The sequence below is a fragment of the Streptomyces roseoverticillatus genome (genome assembly GCF_000719265.1).
Taxonomy (GTDB): domain Bacteria; phylum Actinomycetota; class Actinomycetes; order Streptomycetales; family Streptomycetaceae; genus Streptomyces; species Streptomyces roseoverticillatus.
Genome location: NZ_JOFL01000019.1, coordinates 239,193 through 260,364 on the forward strand (window position 1 = coordinate 239,193; position 21,172 = coordinate 260,364).

Genomic DNA, 21,172 nt, shown 5'->3' on the forward strand with positions numbered 1-21,172 from the left:
TGCGCAGGATCTCCGGCCGCGGTGGACATGCGTCAGCGGCGACAACAGGCCGCGGAGACACAGCGGCAAAGATCGACGTGCAGGCGCGCCACGAGCGCGGGGCCCGTGGGGAACTGGTGCGCTGCTGCTGTCTTCATGTCCAATACGTTAACACTCGGACTTTGAGGAGCCCAAAGGTCTGCTTTGGGTTCGCCGGACGCCGCGACCTCGCCGGAACCCCGCCGAAAACGCCGGTGCCCCGGCGTGGAGCGGGTGGCTCCACGCCGGGGCACCGGCGAAAAATCGGGCAAACGTGACGAGGCTTACACCCCGTCCTCCTGACCGGCGTTGGCGTTGATCGCCGCCTTGGCCCGGTCCACGCGCTCCACGATCTGCACGGACATCGCGTCGCGCGACTTGCGCAGCAGCACCCAGCTCAGCGGCGCGGACAGGACGAGCGAGAGCAGCACCATCCACATGAGGTTCGAGCTGCCCACGCCCAGCGGGATGACGTGCGCGTAAGCGAGCACGTAGACGACGGCGAAGCAGCCGATGAGCAGGCCGAATCGCAGGGCGGTGTAGCGGAGCGACGCGTACTTCTGGCTACTCACGGACGGGACCTTCTTCTCGACGACGACCGAAAGGGGCACGTTCTTCAGTCAAACCAGTACAGCACGGCCCGAAGTGGATCTCAGAGGCGCATCGCCTGCGGCGACTCGCGCAGCGCGGCGTCCGGACCCGGGTACTCGCGGATGACCTCGTAGCGGGTGTTGCGCTCGACCGGGCGGAAGCCGGCCTCGCGGATCAGCTCCAGCAGGTCGTCACGGGTGAGCTTGTTCGGCGTGCCGTAGTTGTCCGCGTCGTGCGTGATCTTGTACTCGACGACCGAGCCGTCCATGTCGTCCGCGCCGTGCTGCAGCGCGAGCTGCGCGGTCTGCACGCCGTGCATCACCCAGAACACCTTGACGTGCGGGACGTTGTCGAACAGCAGCCGCGAGACCGCGAAGGTCTTCAGCGCCTCGGCGCCCGACGCCATCGTCGTCCGCGCCTGGAGGCGGTTGCGGATCTTGCCGTCCTTCATGTCCACGAAGTCGTGCTGGTAGCGCAGCGGGATGAAGACGTGGAAGCCGCCGGTCTCGTCCTGCAGCTCGCGCAGCCGCAGGACGTGGTCGACGCGGTGGCGCGGCTCCTCGATGTGGCCGTAGAGCATCGTCGCCGGGCCCTTGAGGCCCTTGGAGTGCGCCAGGCGGTGGATGCGCGACCAGTCCTCCCAGTGGGTGTCGTGGTCGACGATGTGCTGGCGGACCTCCCAGTCGAAGATCTCCGCGCCGCCGCCGGTCAGCGACTCCAGGCCGGCGTCGATCAGCTCGTCGAGGATCTCGTCGGCCGGCAGGCCGGAGATCTTCTCGAAGTGCTGGATCTCGGTGGCGGTGAAGGCCTTCAGCGAGACGTTCGGCAGCGCCTCCTTGAGGGCCTTCAGCGAGCGCGGGTAGTAGCGCCAGGGCAGCGTCGGGTGGAGGCCGTTGACGATGTGCAGCTCGGTGAGCTTGTCGCTCTCCATCGCCTTGGCGAGGCGGACGGCCTCCTCGATGCGCATCGTGTACGCGTCCTTCTCGCCCGGCTTGCGCTGGAACGAGCAGTACGCGCACGACGCCGTGCACACGTTCGTCATGTTCAGGTGACGGTTGACGTTGAAGTGGACGACGTCGCCGTTCTTCTGCGTACGCACGTGGTGGGCGAGCCCGCCCAGCCAGGCCAGGTCGTCGGACTCGTAGAGGGCGATGCCGTCCTCACGGGTCAGCCGCTCCCCGGCGAGGACCTTCTCCTCCAGCTCGCGCTTGAGCCCCGCGTCCATGACGTCCGCCTCTCCGATACTTCCGCTTTACGAACCCTCCCGAGCGTATCCCTACGCCTCGTCGGGCAGTTCGCCGACCCGGTTCTCCCACTTCGTGGACAGCACGATCGTGGTACGGGTGCGGGCCACGCCCTTGGTGCCGGAGAGCCGGCGGATGGTGCGCTCCAGGCCGTCCACGTCGCCGACGCGGACCTTGAGCATGTACGAGTCGTCGCCGGCGATGAACCAGCAGTCCTCGATCTCCTCCAGGTCGCGCAGCCGGCGGGCGACGTCCTCGTGGTCGGCGGAGTCCGAGAGCTGAAGGCCGATCAGGGCGGTGACGCCCAGCCCGAGCGACGCGGCGTTCACGGTCGCGCGGTAGCCCGTGATGACGCCGGCCGCCTCCAGGCGGTTGATCCGGTCGGTGACGCTCGGCCCGGAGAGGCCGACCAGCCGGCCCAGCTCCGCGTACGAGGCCCGGCCGTTCTCCCGGAGGGCCTGGATGAGCTGCCTGTCCACCGCGTCCATAACCTGGCACCTTTCAATAATCGGCGAACTCGCCGCTTTTCATGTAGAATCTAAGGCATGCAGGGCTTCAGGCCCAGCAAATCTTCGCTCAACTCGCTAGATCAACGACGATCCTTCAGGAGTGACGTAACCGTGTACACGATCGAGATGGCCTACGCCCGCATGCGTGAGATGCAGGACCTGGCCAACCGCTCGCGTGCCCACCAGACCGCCGAGCGCCGCGCCGAGGCCAAGGCCGAGCGCGCCACCAGCCGGGCCGCGCGCGCGAAGAAGCGCTAGTCCCCCTCCCGGGAGCGCGCTTCACCCAGCTCTCCCTTCCACCGGCGGTACAGCCGGTGCGGCACACCCGCCGCATCCAGCACCCGCCCCGCGACGAAGTCCACCAGATCCTGGATGTGCGTCGCACCCGCGTAGAACGCCGGAGAGGCGGGCAGCACCACTGCGCCCGCCTCGTCCAGCGCCACCAGCTGCTTCAGCGACTGCCCGCTCAGCGGCGTCTCCCGCACGGCGACCACCAGCGGCCGCCGCTCCTTGAGCGTCACGCTCGCCACCCGCTGCAGCAGGTCCTTCGACAGCCCCAGCGCCACCCCGGCCACACAGGCCGTGCTCGCCGGGACGATCAGCATCCCCTTCGCCGGATACGAGCCGGACGACGGCCCCGCGGCGAGATCGCCCGCGGGCCAGTACCGGACGTCCTCCAGAGGGGCGGCCGGGAAGTGCGGCTTCCCGTCGGCACCCAGCGCCAGCCACTCGCGCAGGTCCTCCTGCCAGTGGGCGTCACGGAACTTGATCCCGGTCTCGTCCAGCAGCGTCAGCCGCGACGCGCGGCTCACCACCAGGTCGACTGCCTCACCGGCCGCCAGCAGCCCCCGCACCACGGCGGCGGCATACGGCGTACCCGACGCCCCGGACACGCCGACCACCCACGGCCGGCGCTCCTGGCGCTGCGCTCCACGTTCGTACGGCTCCACGCCCTTGAGCCTAGCCGCAGGCCCGCGACCGCCCGCGCGAGGCGGTACCGGCTAGACGCCGAGCCCGCGCGCCACCAGATCGAGCAGCGCACACACGAAAAGCGCAATGCCGATGAATCCGTTGACGGTGAAGAATGCCCTGTTCAGGCGGGACAGGTCGTGCGGCTTGACGATCGTGTGCTCGTAGAGGAAGGCACCGGCCACCACGGCCAGACCCACCCAGAAGAACGCCCCCGCGTCCGTGGCCGCCCCGTACCAGACCAGCAGGCCCGTCGTGATCACGTGGCAGACGCGGGCGCCGTGCAGCGCCGCCGGGACGCCGAAGCGCGCCGGGGTCGACTTCACGCCGTGCGCCCGGTCCGCCATCACGTCCTGGCAGGCGAAGATCAGGTCGAAGCCGCCGATCCACACGCCCACCGCGAGGCCCAGGATCACCGCCTCCCACGACCACTCCCCTGTCACCGCGAGCCACGCGCCCACCGGGCCCATCGCCTGGGCCAGGCCCAGGATCGCGTGCGGGAAGTCGGTGAATCGTTTCCCGTACGGATAGACCACCATCGGGACGACCGCGATCGGGGCCAGCGCCAGACACAGCGGGTTCAGCAGCGCCGCCGCGCCCAGGAAGAAGAAGACGGCGATGCCGGCGCCGGTCCACGCCGAGCGCACGGACACCGCGCCGGTGACGATCTCGCGGTTCGCGGTGCGCGGGTTCCGGGCGTCGATCTCGCGGTCGATGATGCGGTTGCAGGCCATCGCGAACGTGCGCAGCCCGACCATCGCGACGGTGACCAGCAGCAGCCGCGTCCAGTGGACGTTGCCGTAGGTCCTGAACATCGCGGTGAGGGTGGCGATGTAGGCGAAGGGCAGCGCGAAGACGGAGTGCTCGATCATCACGAGCCGCAGGAAGGCCTTCACCTTGCCGCTCGACGGCGCCGGGCCCGGGTTGAGGACCCCCTCGGCAGCGGACGTCACAGCCCGTACTCCTTCCACCGGCGGTCGACCTTCGCCGCCGTCTCCGGATCGGACTCGACCATCTGCGGCCAGCCCCCGTCGCGCGTGTAGCCCTCCTCGGGCCACTTCGCCGTCGCGTCGATGCCCGCCTTGCCGCCCCAGAACTGCTGGTACGACGCGTGGTCGAGGTGGTCGACCGGGCCCTCGACGACCGTCAGGTCGCGCGCGTAGTCGGTGTTGCCCAGCGCCCGCCAGGACACCTCGTGCAGGTCGTGCACGTCGCAGTCCGCGTCCACCACGATGATCAGCTTGGTCAGCGACATCATGTGCGCGCCCCAGACGGCGTGCATGACCTTCTGCGCGTGCTTGGGGTACTTCTTGTCGATCGAGACGATCGCGCAGTTGTGGAAGCCGCCGGACTCCGGCAGGTGGTAGTCCACGATGTCCGGAATGATGATCTTCAGCAGGGGCAGGAAGAACCGCTCCGTGGCCCGGCCCAGCGGGCCGTCCTCCGTCGGGGGGCGGCCGACGACGATGGACTGCAGCAGCGGCCGCTTCCGCATGGTCACGCAGTCGATTGTCAGCGCCGGGAACGGCTCCTGCGGCGTGTAGAAGCCGGTGTGGTCGCCGAAGGGGCCCTCGGGGAGCATCTCGCCCGGCTCCAGCCAGCCCTCGATGACGACCTCGGCGTTGGCCGGGACCTGCAGCGGGACGGTCTTGCAGTCGACCATCTCCACGCGCTTGCCGGAGACGAAGCCCGCGAACAGGTACTCGTCGATGTCGCCGGGCAGCGGCGCCGTGGAGGCGTAGGTCACGGCCGGCGGGCAGCCGAAGGCGATGGCCACCGGCAGCCGCTCGCCGCGCTTGGCGGCGACCTGGTAGTGGTTGCGGCTGTCCTTGTGAATCTGCCAGTGCATGCCGATGGTGCGCTTGTCGTGGCGCTGCAGGCGGTAGAGGCCCAGGTTCCGTACGCCCGTCTCCGGGTGCTTGGTGTGGGTGAGGCCCAGGTTGAAGAAGGAGCCGCCGTCCTCGGGCCAGGTGAAGAGCGCCGGCAGCTGGTCGAGGTCGACGTCGTCGCCGGTGAGGACGACCTCCTGGACCGGAGCGTCCTTGATCTTGCGCGGCGGCACGTGCGCCATCGCGCCGAGCTTGCCGAACGCCTCGCGCATTCCGGTGAAGCCCTGCGGCAGCTCGGGTTTGAGCAGGCCGCCGATCTTCTCGCTGATCTCGTCGTAGGACGCGAGGCCGAGCGCCTTGAGCAGCCGCCGGTCGGTGCCGAAGACGTTCATGGCCAGCGGCATGGCCGAGCCCTTGACGTTCTCGAAGAGGAGGGCGGGGCCGCCCGCCTTGTTCACCCGGTCCGTGATCTCGCCGATTTCCAGGTACGGATCGACTTCCGCCGTAATGCGCTTGAGGTCGCCGTCGCGCTCCAGCGCCCGGAGGAACGAGCGAAGGTCGTCGTAAGCCATGCGTTCCAGTATCAAGCACGCACTACGCTGGCTATGTATCGGGGCCGCCGCGCGGCCCGTACCGTCGTCTCCGGGGAGCCGTCCGACATGCTCAGGTATCTGCCGTTCCTGCTGATCCTGGCGCTGTGGATCTACGCCTTCGTCGACTGCCTGAACACCCCGGAGAACGAGGTCCGCGGCCTGCCGAAGCTCGCCTGGGTGATCGTCATCCTGCTCTTCGGCGAGGTGCTGATCGGGCCGGTCGCCTGGCTGATCGCGGGGCGCCCGCGGGCCGCGGCCGCGGCGCGCGGCGGCGAGCGGCAGTGGGTCGCGCCCGACGACAACCCCGAGTTCCTGAAGTCGCTCCGGCGCGACCAGGGCGATCCGCCGCCCGCGAGCTGAGCCCGCCCCGGCCGGGCCGGCAGTCCGCTGACGCCTCGTCAGACGATTCGCCCGACCGGCCGTCACCCGGCCTCCCGCACGTCACCCGCCGTACGGCGTAGCAGGTCATCCCCCGATCGGGTCATAAGAAAAGCAGATTCCGACCCCCGCACACCGCCCTCCGGACCAACTCGCTCCTCTTCACCGCCATTTGGCACCCCGTTCACACACCCTCTCCTGCCCTTGACGCACCCGTGCCGGGAGAGTCCGAGAGGCCACACTGAGGCCTCACGCGACTCCAGGGAGAGGGGCACACGCCATGCCCGACATGACCCGACGCAGACTCCTCGGCTCCGCCGCGAGTGCCGTCGGCGGCGCCGCCGCACTGTCGCTGCTGCCGCCGAGCGTGCAGCGGGCCGTCGCCACCGGCCCGGCCCGGCGCGGCTCGCTGCGCGACATCGAGCACGTGGTCCTGCTCATGCAGGAGAACCGGTCGTTCGACCACTACTTCGGCACCCTCAAGGGCGTGCGGGGCTTCGGCGACCCGGACGCCATCAAGCTGCCGGACGGCAAGGACGTCTTCCACCAGCCCGACGAGAAGAACCCCGCGGGCCACCTGCTGCCCTTCCGGCTCGACACGCACAAGTCGAGCGCCCAGGTCATCCCGTCCACCAGCCACGCCTGGTCCGTCCAGCACGAGGCGTGGAACGGCGGGAAGATGGACCGCTGGATGCCGGCGCACCGCAAGGCGGACGGCGCGAACGGCCCGTACGTGATGGGCTACCACACGCGCGAGGACATCCCCTTCCAGTTCGCCCTGGCCGAGGCGTTCACCCTCTGCGACAACTACTTCTGCTCCGTCATGGGGCCCACCTGGCCCAACCGGCTGTACTGGATGACGGGCACCATCGACCCGGCCGGCACCCGCGGCGGCCCCGTCATCGACAACACCGCCCCCGAGCCGTACCGCTGGACGACATACGCGGAGCGGCTGCAGGCGGCGGGGGTCAGCTGGCGCGTGTACCAGGAGGAGGACAACTACGGCTGCAACCTGCTGGAGCAGTTCCAGCAGTTCAAGGACGCGAAGCCGGGCGATCCGCTGTACGAGCGGGGCATGCGCAAGCTGCCCGCGGACGCCTTCGAGAGGGACGCCCGCGACGGGAAGCTGCCGGCCGTCTCCTGGATCATCCCGACCGCGGCGCAGTCGGAGCACCCGCGCTACCTGCCGGCCGCGGGCGCGGACTACGTGGCGCGGAAGATCGAGGCCATCGCGGACAATCCCGAGGTGTGGGCGAAGACGGTCTTCATCCTGAACTACGACGAGAACGACGGCCTCTTCGACCACGTGCCGCCGCCGGTGCCGCCGGCGGGCACGGCGGACGAGTTCGTGGGGAAGCTGCCGATCGGCGGCGGCTTCCGGGTGCCGTGCCTGATCGTGTCGCCGTGGACGGTGGGCGGCTGGGCCGCGGGCGACGCCTTCGACCACACCTCGGTACTGCGCTTCCTGGAGGTGTGGACGGGGGTGCGGGAGCCGAACATCAGCGCCTGGCGGCGCCGCGCCTTCGGCGACCTGACCTCGGCGTTCGGCTTCACGGACCGGGCCAAGCGCCCGCCGCGGCTGCCCGCGGACACCGCGCAGCAGCTGGAGCAGGCGAAGTGGGACGTGACCCACCTGCCCAAGCCCACGCTGCCGGGCGCCCGCCAGACCCCGCCGGAGCAGGAGAAGGGCAAGCGGCCGCGGCGCTGACGAACGTCAGCCCTCCGGTGGTTCGCCGGGGTCGCCGCTGCCGCGCAGCTCGTACTCCGCGCGGAGTTTCCGCCACCGTTCGAGGGTCCACCCCGTCCAGTCCGCCGGGCGGCCCGCCAGCGCCTCCAGCAGGTACTCGAAGTGGTGGTGCCAGCCCGCCAGGCAGTCCAGGCGGACGGTGTCGGGGCCGGTGAACTCGTTGGTGAAGTGCAGCAGCGTGCCGCCGACGCCGGCCGGGGCCTCCTCCAGCTCGAAGCGGATCCGGCCGTGGATCTCAACGGTGTACTCGGCCAGCCGCTGCGGCTGCCAGGCGGTGACGCGGCCGGGCGCGACGGTGGCGTGCCCGGCGGCGTCAGTGTTCTGCCAGCGCAGGGTGATGGCCCCGCCCTCCCGCTGGTCGAACGGCTCGGCCGCGGCCAGCCACGTCGGCAGGCCCTCGGGGGTGGCGACGGCCATCCACACCTCGGGCACGGGGTAGGGCAGCGACAGCTCGTAGCGCAGGAGGTGGCTGTCCTCACCCCGCGGCTCGGACTTCCCGTAGAGGGAGGGGATCTCCATACCCCCAGCTCTACCACCGCGGCCCGCCTCCCGCGCTCCGGGAAGCGCGGGAAACGGGCCGTACGAGGGGATGCGCGCCGGGTCAGACTCCGGCGTACGAGTGCTTGCCGGTGACGAAGATGTTCACGCCGTAGTAGTTGAAGATGTAGCAGCCGAAGGCGGCCAGGGCGATGTAGGCGGCCTTGCGGCCCTTCCAGCCGGCGGTGGCGCGGGCGTGCAGGAAGCAGGCGTAGGCGACCCAGGTGATGAAGGACCAGACCTCCTTGGGGTCCCAGCCCCAGTAGCGGCCCCAGGCGGCCTCGGCCCAGATGGCGCCGGCGATGATCGTGAAGGTCCACAGCGGGAAGACCGTCGCGTTGATGCGGTAGCCCAGCTTGTCGAGGGTGGCGGCGGCGGGCAGGCGCGACATGGGGTTGTCGGTGCGCAGCGCGAGCTTGGCCTTGAAGCGGGCGTAACGGCGGTCCTGCGGCAGCTCGTCCAGGTAGCGGCGCAGGCCGGCGCCGGTGCGGCCCTCGACGAGGCGCGCCTCGTAGCCGTCGCGGAAGAGGTAGAGCAGGGTGGAGCAGGCGCCGACCCAGAACGCGGCACCGCACAGGATCGCGGTGGAGACGTGGATCCACAGCCAGTACGAGTGGAGGGCCGGGACGAGCTGGTCGCTCTCGGTGTAGAGCACGGAGACGGCGAGGCCGAGGTCGAGGAGGATCGTGGTGGTCAGCGGCAGGCCGAGCCAGCGCACGTTCTTCTTGAAGACCAGCAGGCCGAGGTAGACGCCGACGACCGTCATGCCGAAGGTCGTGGAGAACTCGTACATGTTGCCCCAGGGGGCCCGCTGCACGGACAGCGCCCGGGTGAGCACCGAGCCCGCGTGCAGCAGGAAGGACAGCACGGTCAGCGAGACGGCGATGCGGCCGTAGACGTCGCCCTTCTCGCTGGTGCCGGCGGCGCCGGGGCCGTCGGGGACGTCGCGGCTGCCGGTGGCGGCGCGGGTGACGACCTTGGGGCGCTCCAGGACGGCCGTGCCGCTGCCCCCTTGAGAGCCCCGGGCGCTCGCGCCCGCGGCGGCGCGGGCGGCCCCGGCCTCGGTGGTGATCGCGGCGGCGGTGCGGCCGACGGCGCTCCGGCTGCCGAACACCCACTCGGCGATGTGGGCGAGGAAGGCCAGGGTGTAGACGGCCATGGCCGAATAGATCAGTACGTTACTGATGTGGGCCAGGTTCTCGTTGGCTGCGGCAGCGAGGGGGATCACGCGCGCGCTCCTTCGGATGCTGCGGAGGAATCCGCGGACTCGGCGGACTCCGCGGGGTCGGGGGCGTCCGTGGCGGTCACGGGCGGGGCGTCGGCCTGCAGGGCGCCGGCGAGGTCGGCGAGCTCCTCGGGGAGCTTCGCGGACTCGCTGCGGCCGAGGCCGGCCAGCTCGACGACGGTGTGCCCGTCCTTGCCGCGGACGGCCCGCACCCAGACGCGGCGGCGCTGGATGAACAGGGAGCCGGCGACGCCGAGGAGGGCCGCGACCGCGCCGGCGAGGGCGGTGGCGTTGCCGGGCTGCTGGGAGATCTGGAAGGTGGCCCAGGGCTTGATGCCCTCGAACTTCAGGGTGCCGCCGTCGGGCAGCTTCATCGTGTCGCCGACCTTGAGGGCCTGCGCGAAGGGCTTGCCGTCCTTGTCCTTGAACTGCTCCATCTTGGACACGTCGAGCTGGTAGACGTTCTGCGGCGTGCCGCTGTCAGTGCCGAGGCTGCCGTGGTAGGCGGTGAGGACGAGGCGCGGATTGTCCAGGCCGGGGAACTGGGACAGCATGGTGCCGGTCTTCAGGTCCATGGTGGGCACGAAGTTGCCCTTGAAGCCGATCTGGTCCTTCCCGCCGTCCTTCGTGCGGTAGTCGCCGACCTTGAGGACGGTCGACTCGGTGATGTTGTTGTCGATCGGCAGGGACGGGATGCCGCCGCGGAAGGAGACATCGCCCTGGCCGTCGCGGACGGTGACGACGGGCGCGTAGCCGTGGCCGATCAGGTAGACCTTCGAGCCGGAGGTCTCCAGCGGCTCGTTGACCTTGACCGTGGCCTTGCGGCCGGGCCCGTCGGCGCCCTCGTGGTAGGTGACGTGGGCCTCGTAGGTGCGCGGGGTGCCGCGCTGCGGGCCGGTGCGCTCGTACGTCGCCTCGAAGTCGTCGAGGTAGAAGCTGAAGGGCCTGAGGTCGTCGGCCGTGAACAGCGAGCCGGACTTGAAGTCGTCGTACTGGACGAGCGTGTTGGCGAATCCGTCGCCCTCGACGATCAGCTTCTGGCCCTCGGACTTCCACAGCTGCCCGGAGGCGAAGGCGATGAGCAGCACGATGAGCGCGATGTGGAAGACAAGGTTGCCGGCCTCGCGCAGGTAGCCCTTCTCGGAGGCCACGGAGTCACTGCCCGGCTGGGTGCGGAAGCGGCGCTTCTTCAGGAGCGTGCGGGCCGCGGCCAGGACCTGCTCGGGCTCGGCGTCCGTGCGCCACGTGGTGTGGGCCGGCAGCCGCTTGAGGTTGCGGGGGGCGGCCGGCGGGCGGCCGCGGAGCTGGCCGACGAACTGCCAGGTGCGCGGGATGATGCAGCCGACGAGGGACGTGAACAGCAGGATGTAGATCGCGGAGAACCACACCGAGCTGTAGACGTGGAAGAGGCCGAGCTTGTCGTAGAGCGGCCCGAGCGTCTCGTGGGCCTTGCGCCACCCCTCGGCCTTGACCGCGTCCACGCTGGTCTGCGGGACGAGCGAGCCGGGGATGGTCGCCAGCGAGAGCAGGAACAGCAGGATCAGGGCGACCCGCATGGAGGTCAGCTGCCGCCAGAACCAGCGGGCCCAGCCGATCGTCTCGCGCGCGGTCCAGGCCGCGTACCCGAGCGCTCCAGGCTTGCGGACGCCGCCGAAGGAACCGGGCACGGCCTGGCCGCGCTCCTCCTCGGGGGCCGTGGACAGCTGCGAGCCGGCAGCGACGTCGCTCTCGTCGGCCGCGCCGTCGGCGGCGGGGGGTGTCTCTGTCGTGCCCATTTACATCAGACCTCGGGGGAGAAAGAGCTGGACCACGTCTGCAGTTCGCGGATCATGCTGTCCCACACCCCCGTGACGAGGAGCACGCCGACCGCGACCAGCATCAGCCCGCCGGCGCGCATGACCCATGCATAGTGCCGCTTGACCCAGCCGAACGCGCCCAGCGCGCGCCGGAAGGCCACCGCGCTGAGGATGAACGGCAGGCCCAGGCCGAGGCAGTAGGCGACGGTCAGCAGCGCGCCGCGCCCGGCGCTGGCCTGGGTGGAGGAGAGGGAGAGGACGGAGGCGAGCGTCGGGCCGATGCACGGCGCCCAGCCGAGCCCGAAGAGCGCGCCCAGCAGCGGCGCCCCCACCAGGCCCATGGTGGGCCGGGTGTGGAAGCGGAACTCGCGCTGCCCGAATCTGTTCAGCAGACCCATGAAGGCGAGGCCCATCGCGATGGTGAGGACCCCCATCACCTTCGTGATCGTCTCCTGGTGGACCAGCAGCGCCCGGCCGACCCAGCCGAAGAGCGTGCCCATGGAGACGAAGACGAAGGTGAAGCCGAGAACGAAGAGGGTGGACCCGGCGAGCATCCGGCCCTTGCGGGACTCGGCCAGATCCGCTCCGCCGACTCCCGTCACGTAGGAGAGGTAGCCGGGGACGAGCGGCAGCACGCACGGCGAGAAGAACGAGACCAGCCCGCCGAACAGGGCGACGGGCAGGGCCAGCAGCAGCGCCCCGGAGAGCACCGTCTGGTTCATCTCGCCGACAGCGACCGTGACGGCGGCGGTGGCGGGGGTCACCGGGTCACTTCTCCGCGACCAGCGGGTCGAGCGTCTTGCGCAGCTCTTCCTCGGTCAGCGCCTTGATCGCCCGCGCGGCGATCTTCCCGTCGCGGTCGATGAAGACGGTGGAGGGGATGGACTGCGGGTTGAGGCTGCCCGCGGGGAAGCGCAGCAGGAGCTTGCCGGCCGAGTCGTAGAGGCTCGGGTACGGGACCTCGAACTCCTTCTCGAACTTGATCGCCGGGGCGGGGTCGGAGTCGCGGGTGTTGAGCCCGACGAACTGGACGCCCTTGTCCTTGTAGTCGCCCGCGACGTTGACGAGGTTCTTGGCCTCGGCGCGGCACGGGGAGCACCACGAGCCCCACACGTTAAGGACGACGATCTTGCCCTTGTAGTCCTTCGCGATGTCGAGTTCCTTGCCCTCCAGCGTCTTGCCGGAGAGGTCGGGCGCGTCCTGCCGCCCGCCCTTGTCGCTGACGACGCTCACGCCGCCCGTGCCCTGCACGAACTGGGTCTGGCCGCCGCTCTTGGGGTTGTCGCCCGAGCCGCAGGCGGTCAGGGACAGGGCCGCGGCGGCGGCGAGGATGGCCGGCATGGTGATACGCCGGCGTGGTCCGGGGCGTCGAAAGGCGCGGCAGGCACTCATGTGAAAAGTTTCGCATGGTCCGTTTAGGGATCTTCCGCGCCCCCCTGTGACGCGGGCCGGCGCCCGGCAGTGCCCCGGGACACGGCCGCGCGGGCGGTCAGGCGGCCACCCTGGCGTGCCACTTCTCGCCGACCTCCAGCCGGCGCAGGGCGCTCAGCACGGCCGGGTCCTGGACGTCCAGCCAGTCCACGAACTGGCGGAAGGAGACCAGCCGCACGTCCTTGTACTGATCGTCGGCGATGCGTTTCAGAGCTTCCTCCACCGCATCCATATAAATGCCGCCGTTCCACTCCTCGAAGTGGTTCCCGATGAAGAACGGCGCGCGATTCGTCTCGTACGCCCGCTCGAATCCGGCGAGATAGGAGTCCGTGGCCTGCTGCCGCCATTCCGGATAGTGCACCGAAGGGCCGCGCGTGGTGTTCTTCGACTGGTTGGCGAGGATGTTGTAGTCCATCGACAGGACTTCGAACGAATGCCCGGGAAAGGGAATCTGCTGCAGCGGGAGATCCCACAGGCCGTGCTTCTTCGACGGCCACACCTGCGTCCCGCCCGGAGAACTCGCGTCGTAGCGCCAGCCGAGCTTCGCCGCCGTCGGCAGCAGATTGTCCTGCCCCAGCAGACACGGCGTCCGGGCGCCCACGAGCTCCTTGCGGTAATCGAACGGCAGCGGCTCCAGATCGCCGAACCCGGTGTTCGTCCGCCACTCCGTGACGAAGGAGACCGCCTGCTCGATCTCCGACTCCCAGTCCTCCCCCTCCCACTTGCCGACCGACCCCTCGCCGGAACAGAAGTGGCCGTTGAAGTGGGTGCCGATCTCGTGCCCCTCCAGCCACGCCTCCCGCACGTTTTCCAGGGTCGCCCGGACGTGGTCGTCGGTGAGGTAGCCGATATCGGAGGCGCCGACCGGGTTGTTCGGCGGCTTGTAGTGGTGCCGCTTCGACTCGGGCAGCAGGTACAGCCCGGACAGGAAGAACGTCATCCGCGCGTTGTGATCCTGCGCCAGCTTCCTGAAGCGCGGGAAGAGCCCGTTGCCGACCTCGCCCGCCCCGTCCCACGAGAAGATCACGAACTGCGGCGGCTTCTGCCCCGGCTCCAGCCGCTCGGGCTCCGGCGGCTGGTTGGGCTGCGGCCCCGCGTCGGCGGTCGAACCGTCACCGATCAGCTTGGCCTTGGCCCGCTCCACGGCCTTCGCCGCCGGACCGCTGCGTCGTTCCGGGACCGCCGTGGAGGAGCAGCCGGCCACGCCGCCCAGCGCCGCGGCCGCTCCCGCACCCCACCCGAGGAGACCCCGTCGGCTGATGTCGCGCATGTCGACTCCGTCCGTACTCGCCGTGCCCCACGCCGTTGTCGTCCATATAAAACGACATTGCGTGAGAGGGCGCGTCGAGTACGGCGGTTGCGCAGTTTCCCCCGTCTTTACGGAGTTGCCCCGCATTTACGCAGCCGGAGCCGTCTTACGGAGCAACCCGTACTCCGCCGAAAGGGTTTCAGGCGCCGAACGCCTTGGACCCGCCCTTCACCGGCTTGGCCCCCGCGAGGAGATGCGCCGGCACCAGATCCCGGGCCGGTTCGCTGTACCCCACCGAGACGATCCTGTCCCCCCTATAGGTGAACGTCGTCAGGCTCGCCAGGGTGCACTCCCGCTTCCGCGGGTCGTGCCACAGCCGCCGCCGCTCCACGAAGCTCCGCACGATCCAGATCGGCAGCTGGTGGCTCACGCACACCGCCTCGTGACCGCGCGCCGCGTCCTTCGCCGCGTCCAGCGCGCTCATCATCCGCACGACCTGCTCGACGTACGGCTCGCCCCACGACGGGCGGAAAGGATTCGTCAGGTACTTCCAGTTCGCCGGCTTCTTCAGCGCGCCGTCACCGACCCCGAACGTCTTGCCCTCGAAGACGTTCGCCGCCTCGATCAGCCGCTCGTCCGTCGCCAGGTCCAGCCCGTGCGTCTTGGCGATCGGCGAGGCCGTCTCCTGCGCCCGCTCCAGCGGCGAGGCCACCACATGGGTGACGTCCCGCCCCGCCAGGTGCTCCGCCACCCGGTCCGCCATCCGGCGGCCCAGGTCCGACAGGTGATAGCCGGCCCGCCGCCCGTAGAGCACGCCCTCCGGGTTATGCACCTCACCGTGGCGCATCAGGTGCACGACGGTGATGTCGTCCCGCCCCCGCGCCGCGCCCTTCGCCGGGCTCACTTGGCCCCCTCCTCGGTCGCCTCGGCCGCCGCGCGCGCCGCCGCCGGCAGCGCCGCCGCGATCCGCTCCACCGCCGCCTCGTCGTGCGCCGTCGAGACGAACCACGATTCGAACGCCGACGGCGGCAGGTACACGCCCTGCGACAGCATCGAGTGGAAGAAGGCGTTGAAGCGGAACGACTCCTGCGCCCGGGCGTCGTCGTAGTCCCGCACCTCGCGCCCGGTGAAGAACACCGAGAACATGTTGCTCGCCGTCTGCAGGCGGTGCACCACGCCCTGCTTGGTCAGCGCCTCGCTCACCAGGCCGCTGATCTCCGCGGACACCGCGTCGACCTTCTCGTACGCCGCGTCGTCCAGCAGCCGCAGCTGCGCGAGACCCGCCGCCGTCGCCACCGGGTTACCCGACAGCGTGCCCGCCTGGTAGACCGGGCCCGCCGGAGCCAGGTGCGCCATCACGTCGGCCCGGCCGCCGAACGCCGCCGCCGGGAAGCCGCCGCCCATCACCTTGCCGAACGTCATCAGATCCGGCTTCACGCCGTCGACGCCGTACCAGCCCGCCTTCGACGTGCGGAAGCCCGTCATCACCTCATCGGAGATGAACAGCGCGCCGTTCTTGGCGCACGCGTCCTTCAGCCCCTGGTTGAAGCCCGGCAGCGGCGGCACCACGCCCATGTTGCCCGGCGACGCCTCCGTGATCACACAGGCGATCTCACCCGGGTAGGCGTGGAAGGCCTCGTGCACGGCCTCCAGGTCGTTGTACGGCAGCACGATCGTGTCGGCGGCCGACGCACCGGTCACGCCGGGCGTGTCCGGCAGCCCGAACGTCGCCACGCCCGAGCCCGCCGCGGCCAGCAGCGCGTCCACGTGGCCGTGGTAGCAGCCCGCGAACTTGATCACCTTGGCGCGGCCGGTGAACCCGCGCGCCAGCCGGATCGCCGACATCGTCGCCTCGGTGCCCGACGACACCAGGCGCACCTGCTCCACGGGCTCGACGCGCGCGACGATCTCCTCGGCGAGCGCGACCTCTCCCTCACCCGGCGTACCGAAGGACGTCCCCCGGGCCACCGCCTCCTGGACGGCCGCGATCACCTCGGGATGCGCGTGCCCGAGGATCATCGGCCCCCACGAGCACACGAGGTCGACGTACTCCCGGCCGTCGGCGTCGGTGAGGTACGGACCGGTGCCGGACACCATGAACCGGGGCGTACCACCCACGGCCCGGAAGGCCCGGACCGGGGAGTTCACGCCGCCGGGCGTCACGACAGCGGCGCGGTCGAAGAGTGTCTGCGAGACTGGCGCATGCATGGGGTATGGGTAGCTCACGCTAGCCATGGTCTCAGAGCCTCGCGACGAGTCCGCTCCGGGCGTTTCGCACGCTCTTCACGGGGGAGGTCTCTGAGACGATGATCGGGTTGCGCGGCGGGGGCAGTGCTGCGTAGGAAAAAGCGGTCAGGTGGAGATATGCAGCGCGGTGGCGGACTGGGTGAGGGCACCGGTGACCTGGGCCCCGAGCGCGCCCGGCAGTCCCGCAGGGGGCGCCACAGGGGCCGGCGCGACCGGCGCGAGGAGCAGCTCCCGGGGAGCACGGGCGGCGCGGACAACACGAGCAGTACAGGCAGCACGAGCAACACGAACAGCACGGGAAACAGGAGCGGCCGCGTGGGGGTGACCTACAAGTACTTCGGGGCACCCAACAGCGCGGCCGCGGCGAACGTCCCCATCTCCATGCGCCCCGAGGAGCTCGGCGGCGACGAGCTCGGCATGGGCGGCATGTTCACCCGCATCAAGCCGGAGACCGTGGCCGCCATGGTGCTCACCGGCATCGAGGGCATACCCCTGCACAAGGTCCCCCCGCTCGAACTGGTCGTCCTCCACCCCGACTACGCCGTCGTCAAACTGCCCATGACCGTCGTCGACCCGCTGCGCGGCATCGGCGAGGAGTCTGTCGGCGCCGCCGCCTTCATCTGGTCCACCGTCCCCGACCGCGGCGGCCCCCGCGACGCCTTCGGCGTCTACCAGCTCCTGCGCGAGTGGCAGGACTTCTCCCACCGCCTCCACGAGAACGGCCACCAGCCGTACTGCCTCGTCTGGCCGTGAGCGGCCCGCGGGCCCGCGCGTCAGCTCTGCTGGAGCTCGGCGGTGTCCACGGTGCCCTGCACCACCTGGCGGGCCAGGTCCGCCAGCCGCATCTGCCGCGGGCGGGCGTAGTTCCGCAGGCTCTCGAACGCCTCGTCCAGGCTGACCTGCCACCGCTCCGCCAGCACACCCTTGGCCTGCTCGATGACCACCCGGCTGTGCAAAGCGGCCTGGAGCTGGGCCTTGTCGATGTTGCCCTGCTCGATGGTGCGCTGCTGGAGGATCGCGATCGTGGCCACGTCCGCCAGCGCCTGCGCCAGCCGGATGTCGGACTCGGACATCCTGCCGGGCCCGGAGTGGAAGAGGTTCACCGCGCCGATGACCTGGTGGCGCAGCCGCATGGGAATCGCGTGCGTCGTACGGAAACCGGCCCTCCGGGCACGGGTCGCGAAGGCCCCGAACGCCCGCGTGGCCTCCGCCGATGCCAGGTCGATGTCCAGCTGCGGGCGCCCGGTCCGGTAGCACTCCACACAGGGGCCCTGCGCGTGCTGGAGCGCGAACAGCTCCAGCAGCCGGGTGTGCTCGTCCGAGGCGGCGATGACCTGCAACTCGCCGCACGGGTCGATGATCATCACGCCGGCGGCGTCGATGTCGAGCAGTTCCACGCAACGAGCGGTGAGCCGGTGCAGGAAGTCGATCAGATCGAAGTCGTCAATCAGTGAATCCACGGCCTCGACCAGGATCTCCAGCGTGCGTTGCTGGCTAGCCATGGCCATCATCCCCTTCTTTCGAACGACGGGCCCAGCCCGTCACCAATGTGGTCGAAGCGCAGGCGCCGGGTAACGACATCCTCCGCGACCTGCAGCAACGCAAGCTCGTACCGGTAGGCATGGGCGCGCAGCAGCACCAGCGCCTGGGCCACCGTCACCCCCGCCTGAACACTGATCATCCCGCCGGCCTGGTGGACCACCGCCCGGTGCAGATGGGCGGTGCCCTCGCCCGCGGCGAACTGCTCCGCCCCCTGCCCGCCGTCCAGCACCACCGCGGTCACCGCCGCCGCCAGGATCAAGGCGTCGTCCATCGCGGCGGGCGCCAGCGGGCCGGCGAGCGCCCGCTGTGCGGTCAGCACGCCCAGGCAGACTCCGCCGATCCGCAGCGGGAAACAGAAGAGGGCGCCCACGCCCATTCCGGCCAGCGTCGGCATCAGCACCGGCCACCGGCCCGGCCGGATCAGCTTCAGATCCGGCTCGACGATCACCTCGCAGGAGACGGTGGACTCCACCCCCGGGCCCTCGCCGAGCATGAACTGCTCGTCCTCAAGGCGCTCGCTGACGCCTGGGGAGGACCACACGACCTCGCCCAAGGCCCCGTCCGTGCTGAGGGAGACCGCCACCCCGTCCACGCCCAGGATCCGCGCGCACTCCAGGGGATCCCCGGTGATCAGGCCGGGACCCGACCGCGACGAGAGATCGCGCAGCAGCCGGGCCATGCCCGAGCTGGTCGCCACCGCTGACACCCGCTTCCCGGGGCCGATCCTCCGACGCCCCTCATGAGGCGAACGGCCCGTCGGCTTCACCCTACGCCCGGGCACCCCTCCGGCGACCATTATCGAGGGAGTCGAGGTCGGCCAGATCCACCAGCGTCGCCACCGGCCGGAAGACGTCCAGCAGCTCCGCCATGTGCATGATTTTCAGCGCCCACGGCCGGACGCACAGCACCGCGAAACACCCCCCGGACGCGAGCACCCCGGCCCGGGCCCGGTACATCGCCCCCAGAACGGAGCAGTCGAAGAACGTCACGTCGCGCAGGTCGATCACGACGACGGGGGTACCCAGCGCCACCAGCTGCAACAGCAGCTCCTCCACCGCCGGCACGGCCGCGATATCGAGCTCACCGGCGAGCTCCAGCATGCCCCACCGGCCCTCGACCCGGATCCGGGTCTCGTACTCCGACTCCGCCACGGCTGATCCCCCTGCTCGGCTGGTGTGGACGGTGCGGAGGGCTCGCGTCCCCGTACCGTCGCCACCGAGGTCCAGGGCAGCAATCCTGAACCTACGTCTACCGCGGGCATCACCACCGGCAGGCAGGCATCTCCCCACTGAAATGCTGGAAATCAGCCGGAACCGGCCCGGGAAGGTCCTGGCCAGTGCTTCAATTCCGAGGGTCTATAGCCACCCCGCCGCCCCTGGCCGAGAACCCACGCCTCCCCGGAAGATGTGCCTCCACCACCTTCCGGAGAGCCCGCAGGCGCCCTATGGTGCAGCCGTGGCCCCGGCCCCCGGCCGCTGTCTCCCTCGGACGCGCCGGACGCCTCCCGCCCCGCCGGTCGCCCCGTGGTCGCAGACAGACCGGCCGGTGCTCCCGCCAGGGGAGGGTGGGACACCGGCCGGATCGGCCCCTCCCGGGCCCGCCCCCTCACGGCCGTACGCTGCGATCATGCTGATCGCCCGCTCCGTCGCCCTCTTCCTCCTCGCCGCGCTCCTGGAGATCGGCGGCGCCTGGCTCGTCTGGCAGGGCGTGCGCGAGCACCGGTCACCCGGCTGGGTCTGGATCGGCGCCGGCATCGCCGCCCTCGGGGCCTACGGCTTCGTCGCCACCCTCCAGCCCGACGCCCACTTCGGCCGCATCCTCGCCGCCTACGGCGGGATCTTCGTCGCCGGCTCCCTCGCCTGGGGCATGGTCGCCGACGGCTACCGGCCCGACCGCTACGACGTCCTCGGCGCGCTGATCTGCCTCATCGGCGTGGCGATCATCATGTACGTGCCACGCGGCCGCTGAATATCCTGCCCCGGGACGACCACGAGGTCGCTCGCGCCGAGCCCAGGAGGCACCACCACCATGAGCACCCGCACCGCCGTCATCACCGGCGCGAGCAGCGGCATCGGCGCCGCCACCGCCCGCCGGCTCGCCGCCGAGGGCTACCGCGTCGTCCTCACCGCCCGCCGCGCCGACCTCATCGAGGCCCTCGCCAAGGAGCTCCCCGGCGCCCGGGCCCATGCCCTCGACGTCACCGACCGCGCCGCCGTCGACGCCTTCGCCGCGACCCTCGACCGCGTGGACGTCCTGATCAACAACGCCGGCGGCGCCCACGGCGCCGACCCCGTCGCCACCGCCGACCCCGCCGACTGGCGCACCATGTACGAGGTCAACGTCCTCGGCGTGCTCCACATGACCCAGGCCCTGCTCCCCGCCCTCACCGCGAGCGGCGACGGCACCGTCCTGATCCTCTCCTCCACCGCGGCCCTCGGCACCTACGAAGGCGGCAGCGGTTACGCCGCCGCCAAGCACGGCGCCCACGCCGTCGCCGAAACCCTCCGCCTGGAGCTGTGCGGACAGCCCGTCCGCGTCATCGAGATCGCCCCCGGCATGGTGCGCACCGACGAGTTCGCCCTCACCCGCTTCCGCGGCGACCGGGCCAAGGCCGACGCCGTCTACGCGGGCGTCGCCGAGCCCCTCACCGCCGAGGACGTCGCCGACACCATCGGCTGGGCCGTCACCCGGCCCCCGCACGTGAACATCGACCTGCTCGTCGTACGTCCCCGCGCGCAGGCCAGCAACTACAAGGTCCACCGAGAGAACTAAGATCCACCGAGAGAACTGAGGAACACGTCCATGCGCGTCATCGCCTTCGACCACCTCGTCATCAACGTCTCCGACGTCGAGCGGTCCCTCGCCTTCTACACCGGCCCGCTGGGCCTCGACCCCGTCCGCGTCGACGAGTGGCGCGCGGGCCGGGCGCCCTTCCCGTCCGTGCGCGTCTCCCCCACCACGATCATCGACCTGGTGGAGCGCGACCGCGGCGACGCGGCCGGCTCCAACGTCGACCACATCTGCCTCGTGGTCGAGCCCCTCGACTGGCAGACCGTGATCGACTCCGGCGTCTTCACCGTCGTCGACGGCCCCGGCCAACGCTTCGGCGCCCGCGGCAGCGCCGAGTCGCTCTACGTCCTCGACCCGGACGGCAACACGGTGGAGCTGCGCTGGTACCCGCAGGACGTGCGCGCCTAGGGGGCCTGGCGACACCCCGGTCCGGGGCCTGACCCCAGCGCGCCGCCCGCCGCTGCCCGCCAGAGTGGA

General features: G+C 70.6%; 24 protein-coding genes. 7 read left to right on the top strand and 17 right to left on the bottom strand.

The features are described 5' to 3' along the window. Nucleotides 1-302: 302 nt before the first annotated feature. The 3 genes from IF61_RS0123555 to IF61_RS0123565 all read right to left on the bottom strand — a co-directional run bounded on the left by IF61_RS0123555 (nucleotide 303) and on the right by IF61_RS0123565 (nucleotide 2,341). On the bottom strand, nucleotides 303-590 hold the full coding sequence (locus tag IF61_RS0123555; RefSeq protein ID WP_030368505.1) for a DUF4229 domain-containing protein: 288 nt from the start codon (nucleotides 588-590) through the stop codon (nucleotides 303-305). Between the two features lie 80 nt (nucleotides 591-670). Then, nucleotides 671-1,834 carry an aminofutalosine synthase MqnE gene (gene mqnE, locus IF61_RS0123560; protein ID WP_030368506.1) on the bottom strand — a complete coding sequence of 388 codons (1,164 nt, stop codon included), beginning with the start codon at nucleotides 1,832-1,834 and terminating at the stop codon, nucleotides 671-673. A gap of 51 nt (nucleotides 1,835-1,885) precedes the next feature. Further along, complete coding sequence (locus tag IF61_RS0123565) at nucleotides 1,886-2,341, bottom strand: Lrp/AsnC family transcriptional regulator (RefSeq protein WP_030368507.1); 456 nt, start codon at nucleotides 2,339-2,341, stop codon at nucleotides 1,886-1,888. 132 nt (nucleotides 2,342-2,473) lie between these two features. Here IF61_RS0123565 and IF61_RS36355 point away from each other — a divergent pair, with 132 nt between their 5' ends. Further along, the gene (locus tag IF61_RS36355; RefSeq protein WP_169748840.1) at nucleotides 2,474-2,620 is read left to right on the top strand and encodes a hypothetical protein; all 147 of its coding nucleotides are present in this window, start codon (nucleotides 2,474-2,476) and stop codon (nucleotides 2,618-2,620) included. Here the strand turns inward: IF61_RS36355 and IF61_RS0123575 are convergent. From IF61_RS0123575 to IF61_RS0123585, 3 genes are read right to left on the bottom strand one after another with little or no spacing between them, the layout of a single operon-like run. Next, nucleotides 2,617-3,312: a UbiX family flavin prenyltransferase gene (locus tag IF61_RS0123575; RefSeq protein ID WP_078660428.1), complete on the bottom strand. Its 696-nt coding sequence runs from the start codon at nucleotides 3,310-3,312 to the stop codon at nucleotides 2,617-2,619. The genes IF61_RS36355 and IF61_RS0123575 overlap by 4 nt on opposite strands. A gap of 51 nt (nucleotides 3,313-3,363) precedes the next feature. Then, complete coding sequence (gene mqnP, locus IF61_RS0123580; protein ID WP_030368509.1) at nucleotides 3,364-4,284, bottom strand: menaquinone biosynthesis prenyltransferase MqnP; 921 nt, start codon at nucleotides 4,282-4,284, stop codon at nucleotides 3,364-3,366. Then, the gene (locus tag IF61_RS0123585; protein WP_030368510.1) at nucleotides 4,281-5,732 is read right to left on the bottom strand and encodes a menaquinone biosynthesis decarboxylase; all 1,452 of its coding nucleotides are present in this window, start codon (nucleotides 5,730-5,732) and stop codon (nucleotides 4,281-4,283) included. Before IF61_RS0123585 ends, mqnP begins: the two co-directional genes overlap by 4 nt. An 87-nt stretch (nucleotides 5,733-5,819) precedes the next feature. On the opposite strand from IF61_RS0123585, the gene IF61_RS0123590 reads away from it, so the two are divergent. Both IF61_RS0123590 and IF61_RS0123595 read left to right on the top strand, forming a co-directional pair. Continuing rightward, entirely contained in the window at nucleotides 5,820-6,113 is a 294-nt protein-coding gene (locus IF61_RS0123590; RefSeq protein ID WP_030368511.1) for a PLD nuclease N-terminal domain-containing protein, read from the top strand. Nucleotides 6,114-6,411: 298 nt separating this feature from the next. Then, nucleotides 6,412-7,839: a phosphocholine-specific phospholipase C gene (locus tag IF61_RS0123595; RefSeq protein WP_030368512.1), complete on the top strand. Its 1,428-nt coding sequence runs from the start codon at nucleotides 6,412-6,414 to the stop codon at nucleotides 7,837-7,839. A gap of 6 nt (nucleotides 7,840-7,845) precedes the next feature. Here the strand turns inward: IF61_RS0123595 and IF61_RS0123600 are convergent, their stop codons facing one another. The 8 genes from IF61_RS0123600 to hemL all read right to left on the bottom strand — a co-directional run bounded on the left by IF61_RS0123600 (nucleotide 7,846) and on the right by hemL (nucleotide 16,351). Next, on the bottom strand, nucleotides 7,846-8,397 hold the full coding sequence (locus IF61_RS0123600) for an SRPBCC domain-containing protein (protein WP_052392947.1): 552 nt from the start codon (nucleotides 8,395-8,397) through the stop codon (nucleotides 7,846-7,848). Between the two features lie 82 nt (nucleotides 8,398-8,479). Then, nucleotides 8,480-9,640, bottom strand: a complete 1,161-nt coding sequence (ccsB, locus tag IF61_RS0123605; protein WP_030368514.1) for a c-type cytochrome biogenesis protein CcsB — start codon at nucleotides 9,638-9,640, stop codon at nucleotides 8,480-8,482. Next, entirely contained in the window at nucleotides 9,640-11,415 is a 1,776-nt protein-coding gene (gene resB / locus IF61_RS0123610; RefSeq protein ID WP_043190320.1) for a cytochrome c biogenesis protein ResB, read from the bottom strand. Before resB ends, ccsB begins: the two co-directional genes overlap by 1 nt. Nucleotides 11,416-11,420: 5 nt before the next feature. Then, nucleotides 11,421-12,158, bottom strand: coding sequence for a cytochrome c biogenesis CcdA family protein (locus IF61_RS0123615; protein WP_030368516.1), 738 nt, complete (start codon nucleotides 12,156-12,158; stop codon nucleotides 11,421-11,423). Nucleotides 12,159-12,204: 46 nt separating this feature from the next. Continuing rightward, nucleotides 12,205-12,828: a TlpA family protein disulfide reductase gene (locus IF61_RS0123620; RefSeq protein ID WP_030368517.1), complete on the bottom strand. Its 624-nt coding sequence runs from the start codon at nucleotides 12,826-12,828 to the stop codon at nucleotides 12,205-12,207. 97 nt (nucleotides 12,829-12,925) lie between these two features. Beyond that, a complete protein-coding gene (locus IF61_RS0123625; protein WP_030368518.1) occupies nucleotides 12,926-14,137 on the bottom strand; it encodes a polysaccharide deacetylase family protein in 1,212 nt (403 codons plus the stop codon). 178 nt (nucleotides 14,138-14,315) lie between these two features. Then, nucleotides 14,316-14,963 carry a histidine phosphatase family protein gene (locus tag IF61_RS0123630; protein WP_052392960.1) on the bottom strand — a complete coding sequence of 216 codons (648 nt, stop codon included), beginning with the start codon at nucleotides 14,961-14,963 and terminating at the stop codon, nucleotides 14,316-14,318. Between the two features lie 53 nt (nucleotides 14,964-15,016). Beyond that, on the bottom strand, nucleotides 15,017-16,351 hold the full coding sequence (hemL, locus tag IF61_RS0123635) for a glutamate-1-semialdehyde 2,1-aminomutase (RefSeq protein WP_030368520.1): 1,335 nt from the start codon (nucleotides 16,349-16,351) through the stop codon (nucleotides 15,017-15,019). A gap of 129 nt (nucleotides 16,352-16,480) precedes the next feature. Between hemL and IF61_RS0123640 the strand changes: the two genes are divergently transcribed. After that, nucleotides 16,481-17,116, top strand: a complete 636-nt coding sequence (locus IF61_RS0123640; protein ID WP_078660429.1) for a hypothetical protein — start codon at nucleotides 16,481-16,483, stop codon at nucleotides 17,114-17,116. A gap of 20 nt (nucleotides 17,117-17,136) precedes the next feature. Here the strand turns inward: IF61_RS0123640 and IF61_RS0123645 are convergent, their stop codons facing one another. From IF61_RS0123645 to IF61_RS33500, 3 genes are all read right to left on the bottom strand, one after another. Then, nucleotides 17,137-17,865: an ANTAR domain-containing protein gene (locus IF61_RS0123645; protein ID WP_030368522.1), complete on the bottom strand. Its 729-nt coding sequence runs from the start codon at nucleotides 17,863-17,865 to the stop codon at nucleotides 17,137-17,139. Nucleotides 17,866-17,870: 5 nt separating this feature from the next. Then, entirely contained in the window at nucleotides 17,871-18,602 is a 732-nt protein-coding gene (locus IF61_RS0123650) for an ANTAR domain-containing protein (protein WP_052392948.1), read from the bottom strand. 70 nt (nucleotides 18,603-18,672) lie between these two features. Next, nucleotides 18,673-19,056, bottom strand: coding sequence for an anti-sigma factor antagonist (locus IF61_RS33500; RefSeq protein ID WP_052392949.1), 384 nt, complete (start codon nucleotides 19,054-19,056; stop codon nucleotides 18,673-18,675). A gap of 475 nt (nucleotides 19,057-19,531) precedes the next feature. Here IF61_RS33500 and IF61_RS0123660 point away from each other — a divergent pair, with 475 nt between their 5' ends. From IF61_RS0123660 to IF61_RS0123670, 3 genes are read left to right on the top strand one after another with little or no spacing between them, the layout of a single operon-like run. Continuing rightward, nucleotides 19,532-19,873: a YnfA family protein gene (locus IF61_RS0123660; RefSeq protein WP_030368525.1), complete on the top strand. Its 342-nt coding sequence runs from the start codon at nucleotides 19,532-19,534 to the stop codon at nucleotides 19,871-19,873. A 60-nt stretch (nucleotides 19,874-19,933) separates the two neighbouring features. Continuing rightward, nucleotides 19,934-20,677 carry an SDR family NAD(P)-dependent oxidoreductase gene (locus tag IF61_RS0123665; protein WP_030368526.1) on the top strand — a complete coding sequence of 248 codons (744 nt, stop codon included), beginning with the start codon at nucleotides 19,934-19,936 and terminating at the stop codon, nucleotides 20,675-20,677. Between the two features lie 30 nt (nucleotides 20,678-20,707). Then, nucleotides 20,708-21,103, top strand: coding sequence for a VOC family protein (locus tag IF61_RS0123670; RefSeq protein ID WP_030368527.1), 396 nt, complete (start codon nucleotides 20,708-20,710; stop codon nucleotides 21,101-21,103). The last annotated feature ends 69 nt before the right edge of the window (nucleotides 21,104-21,172 follow it).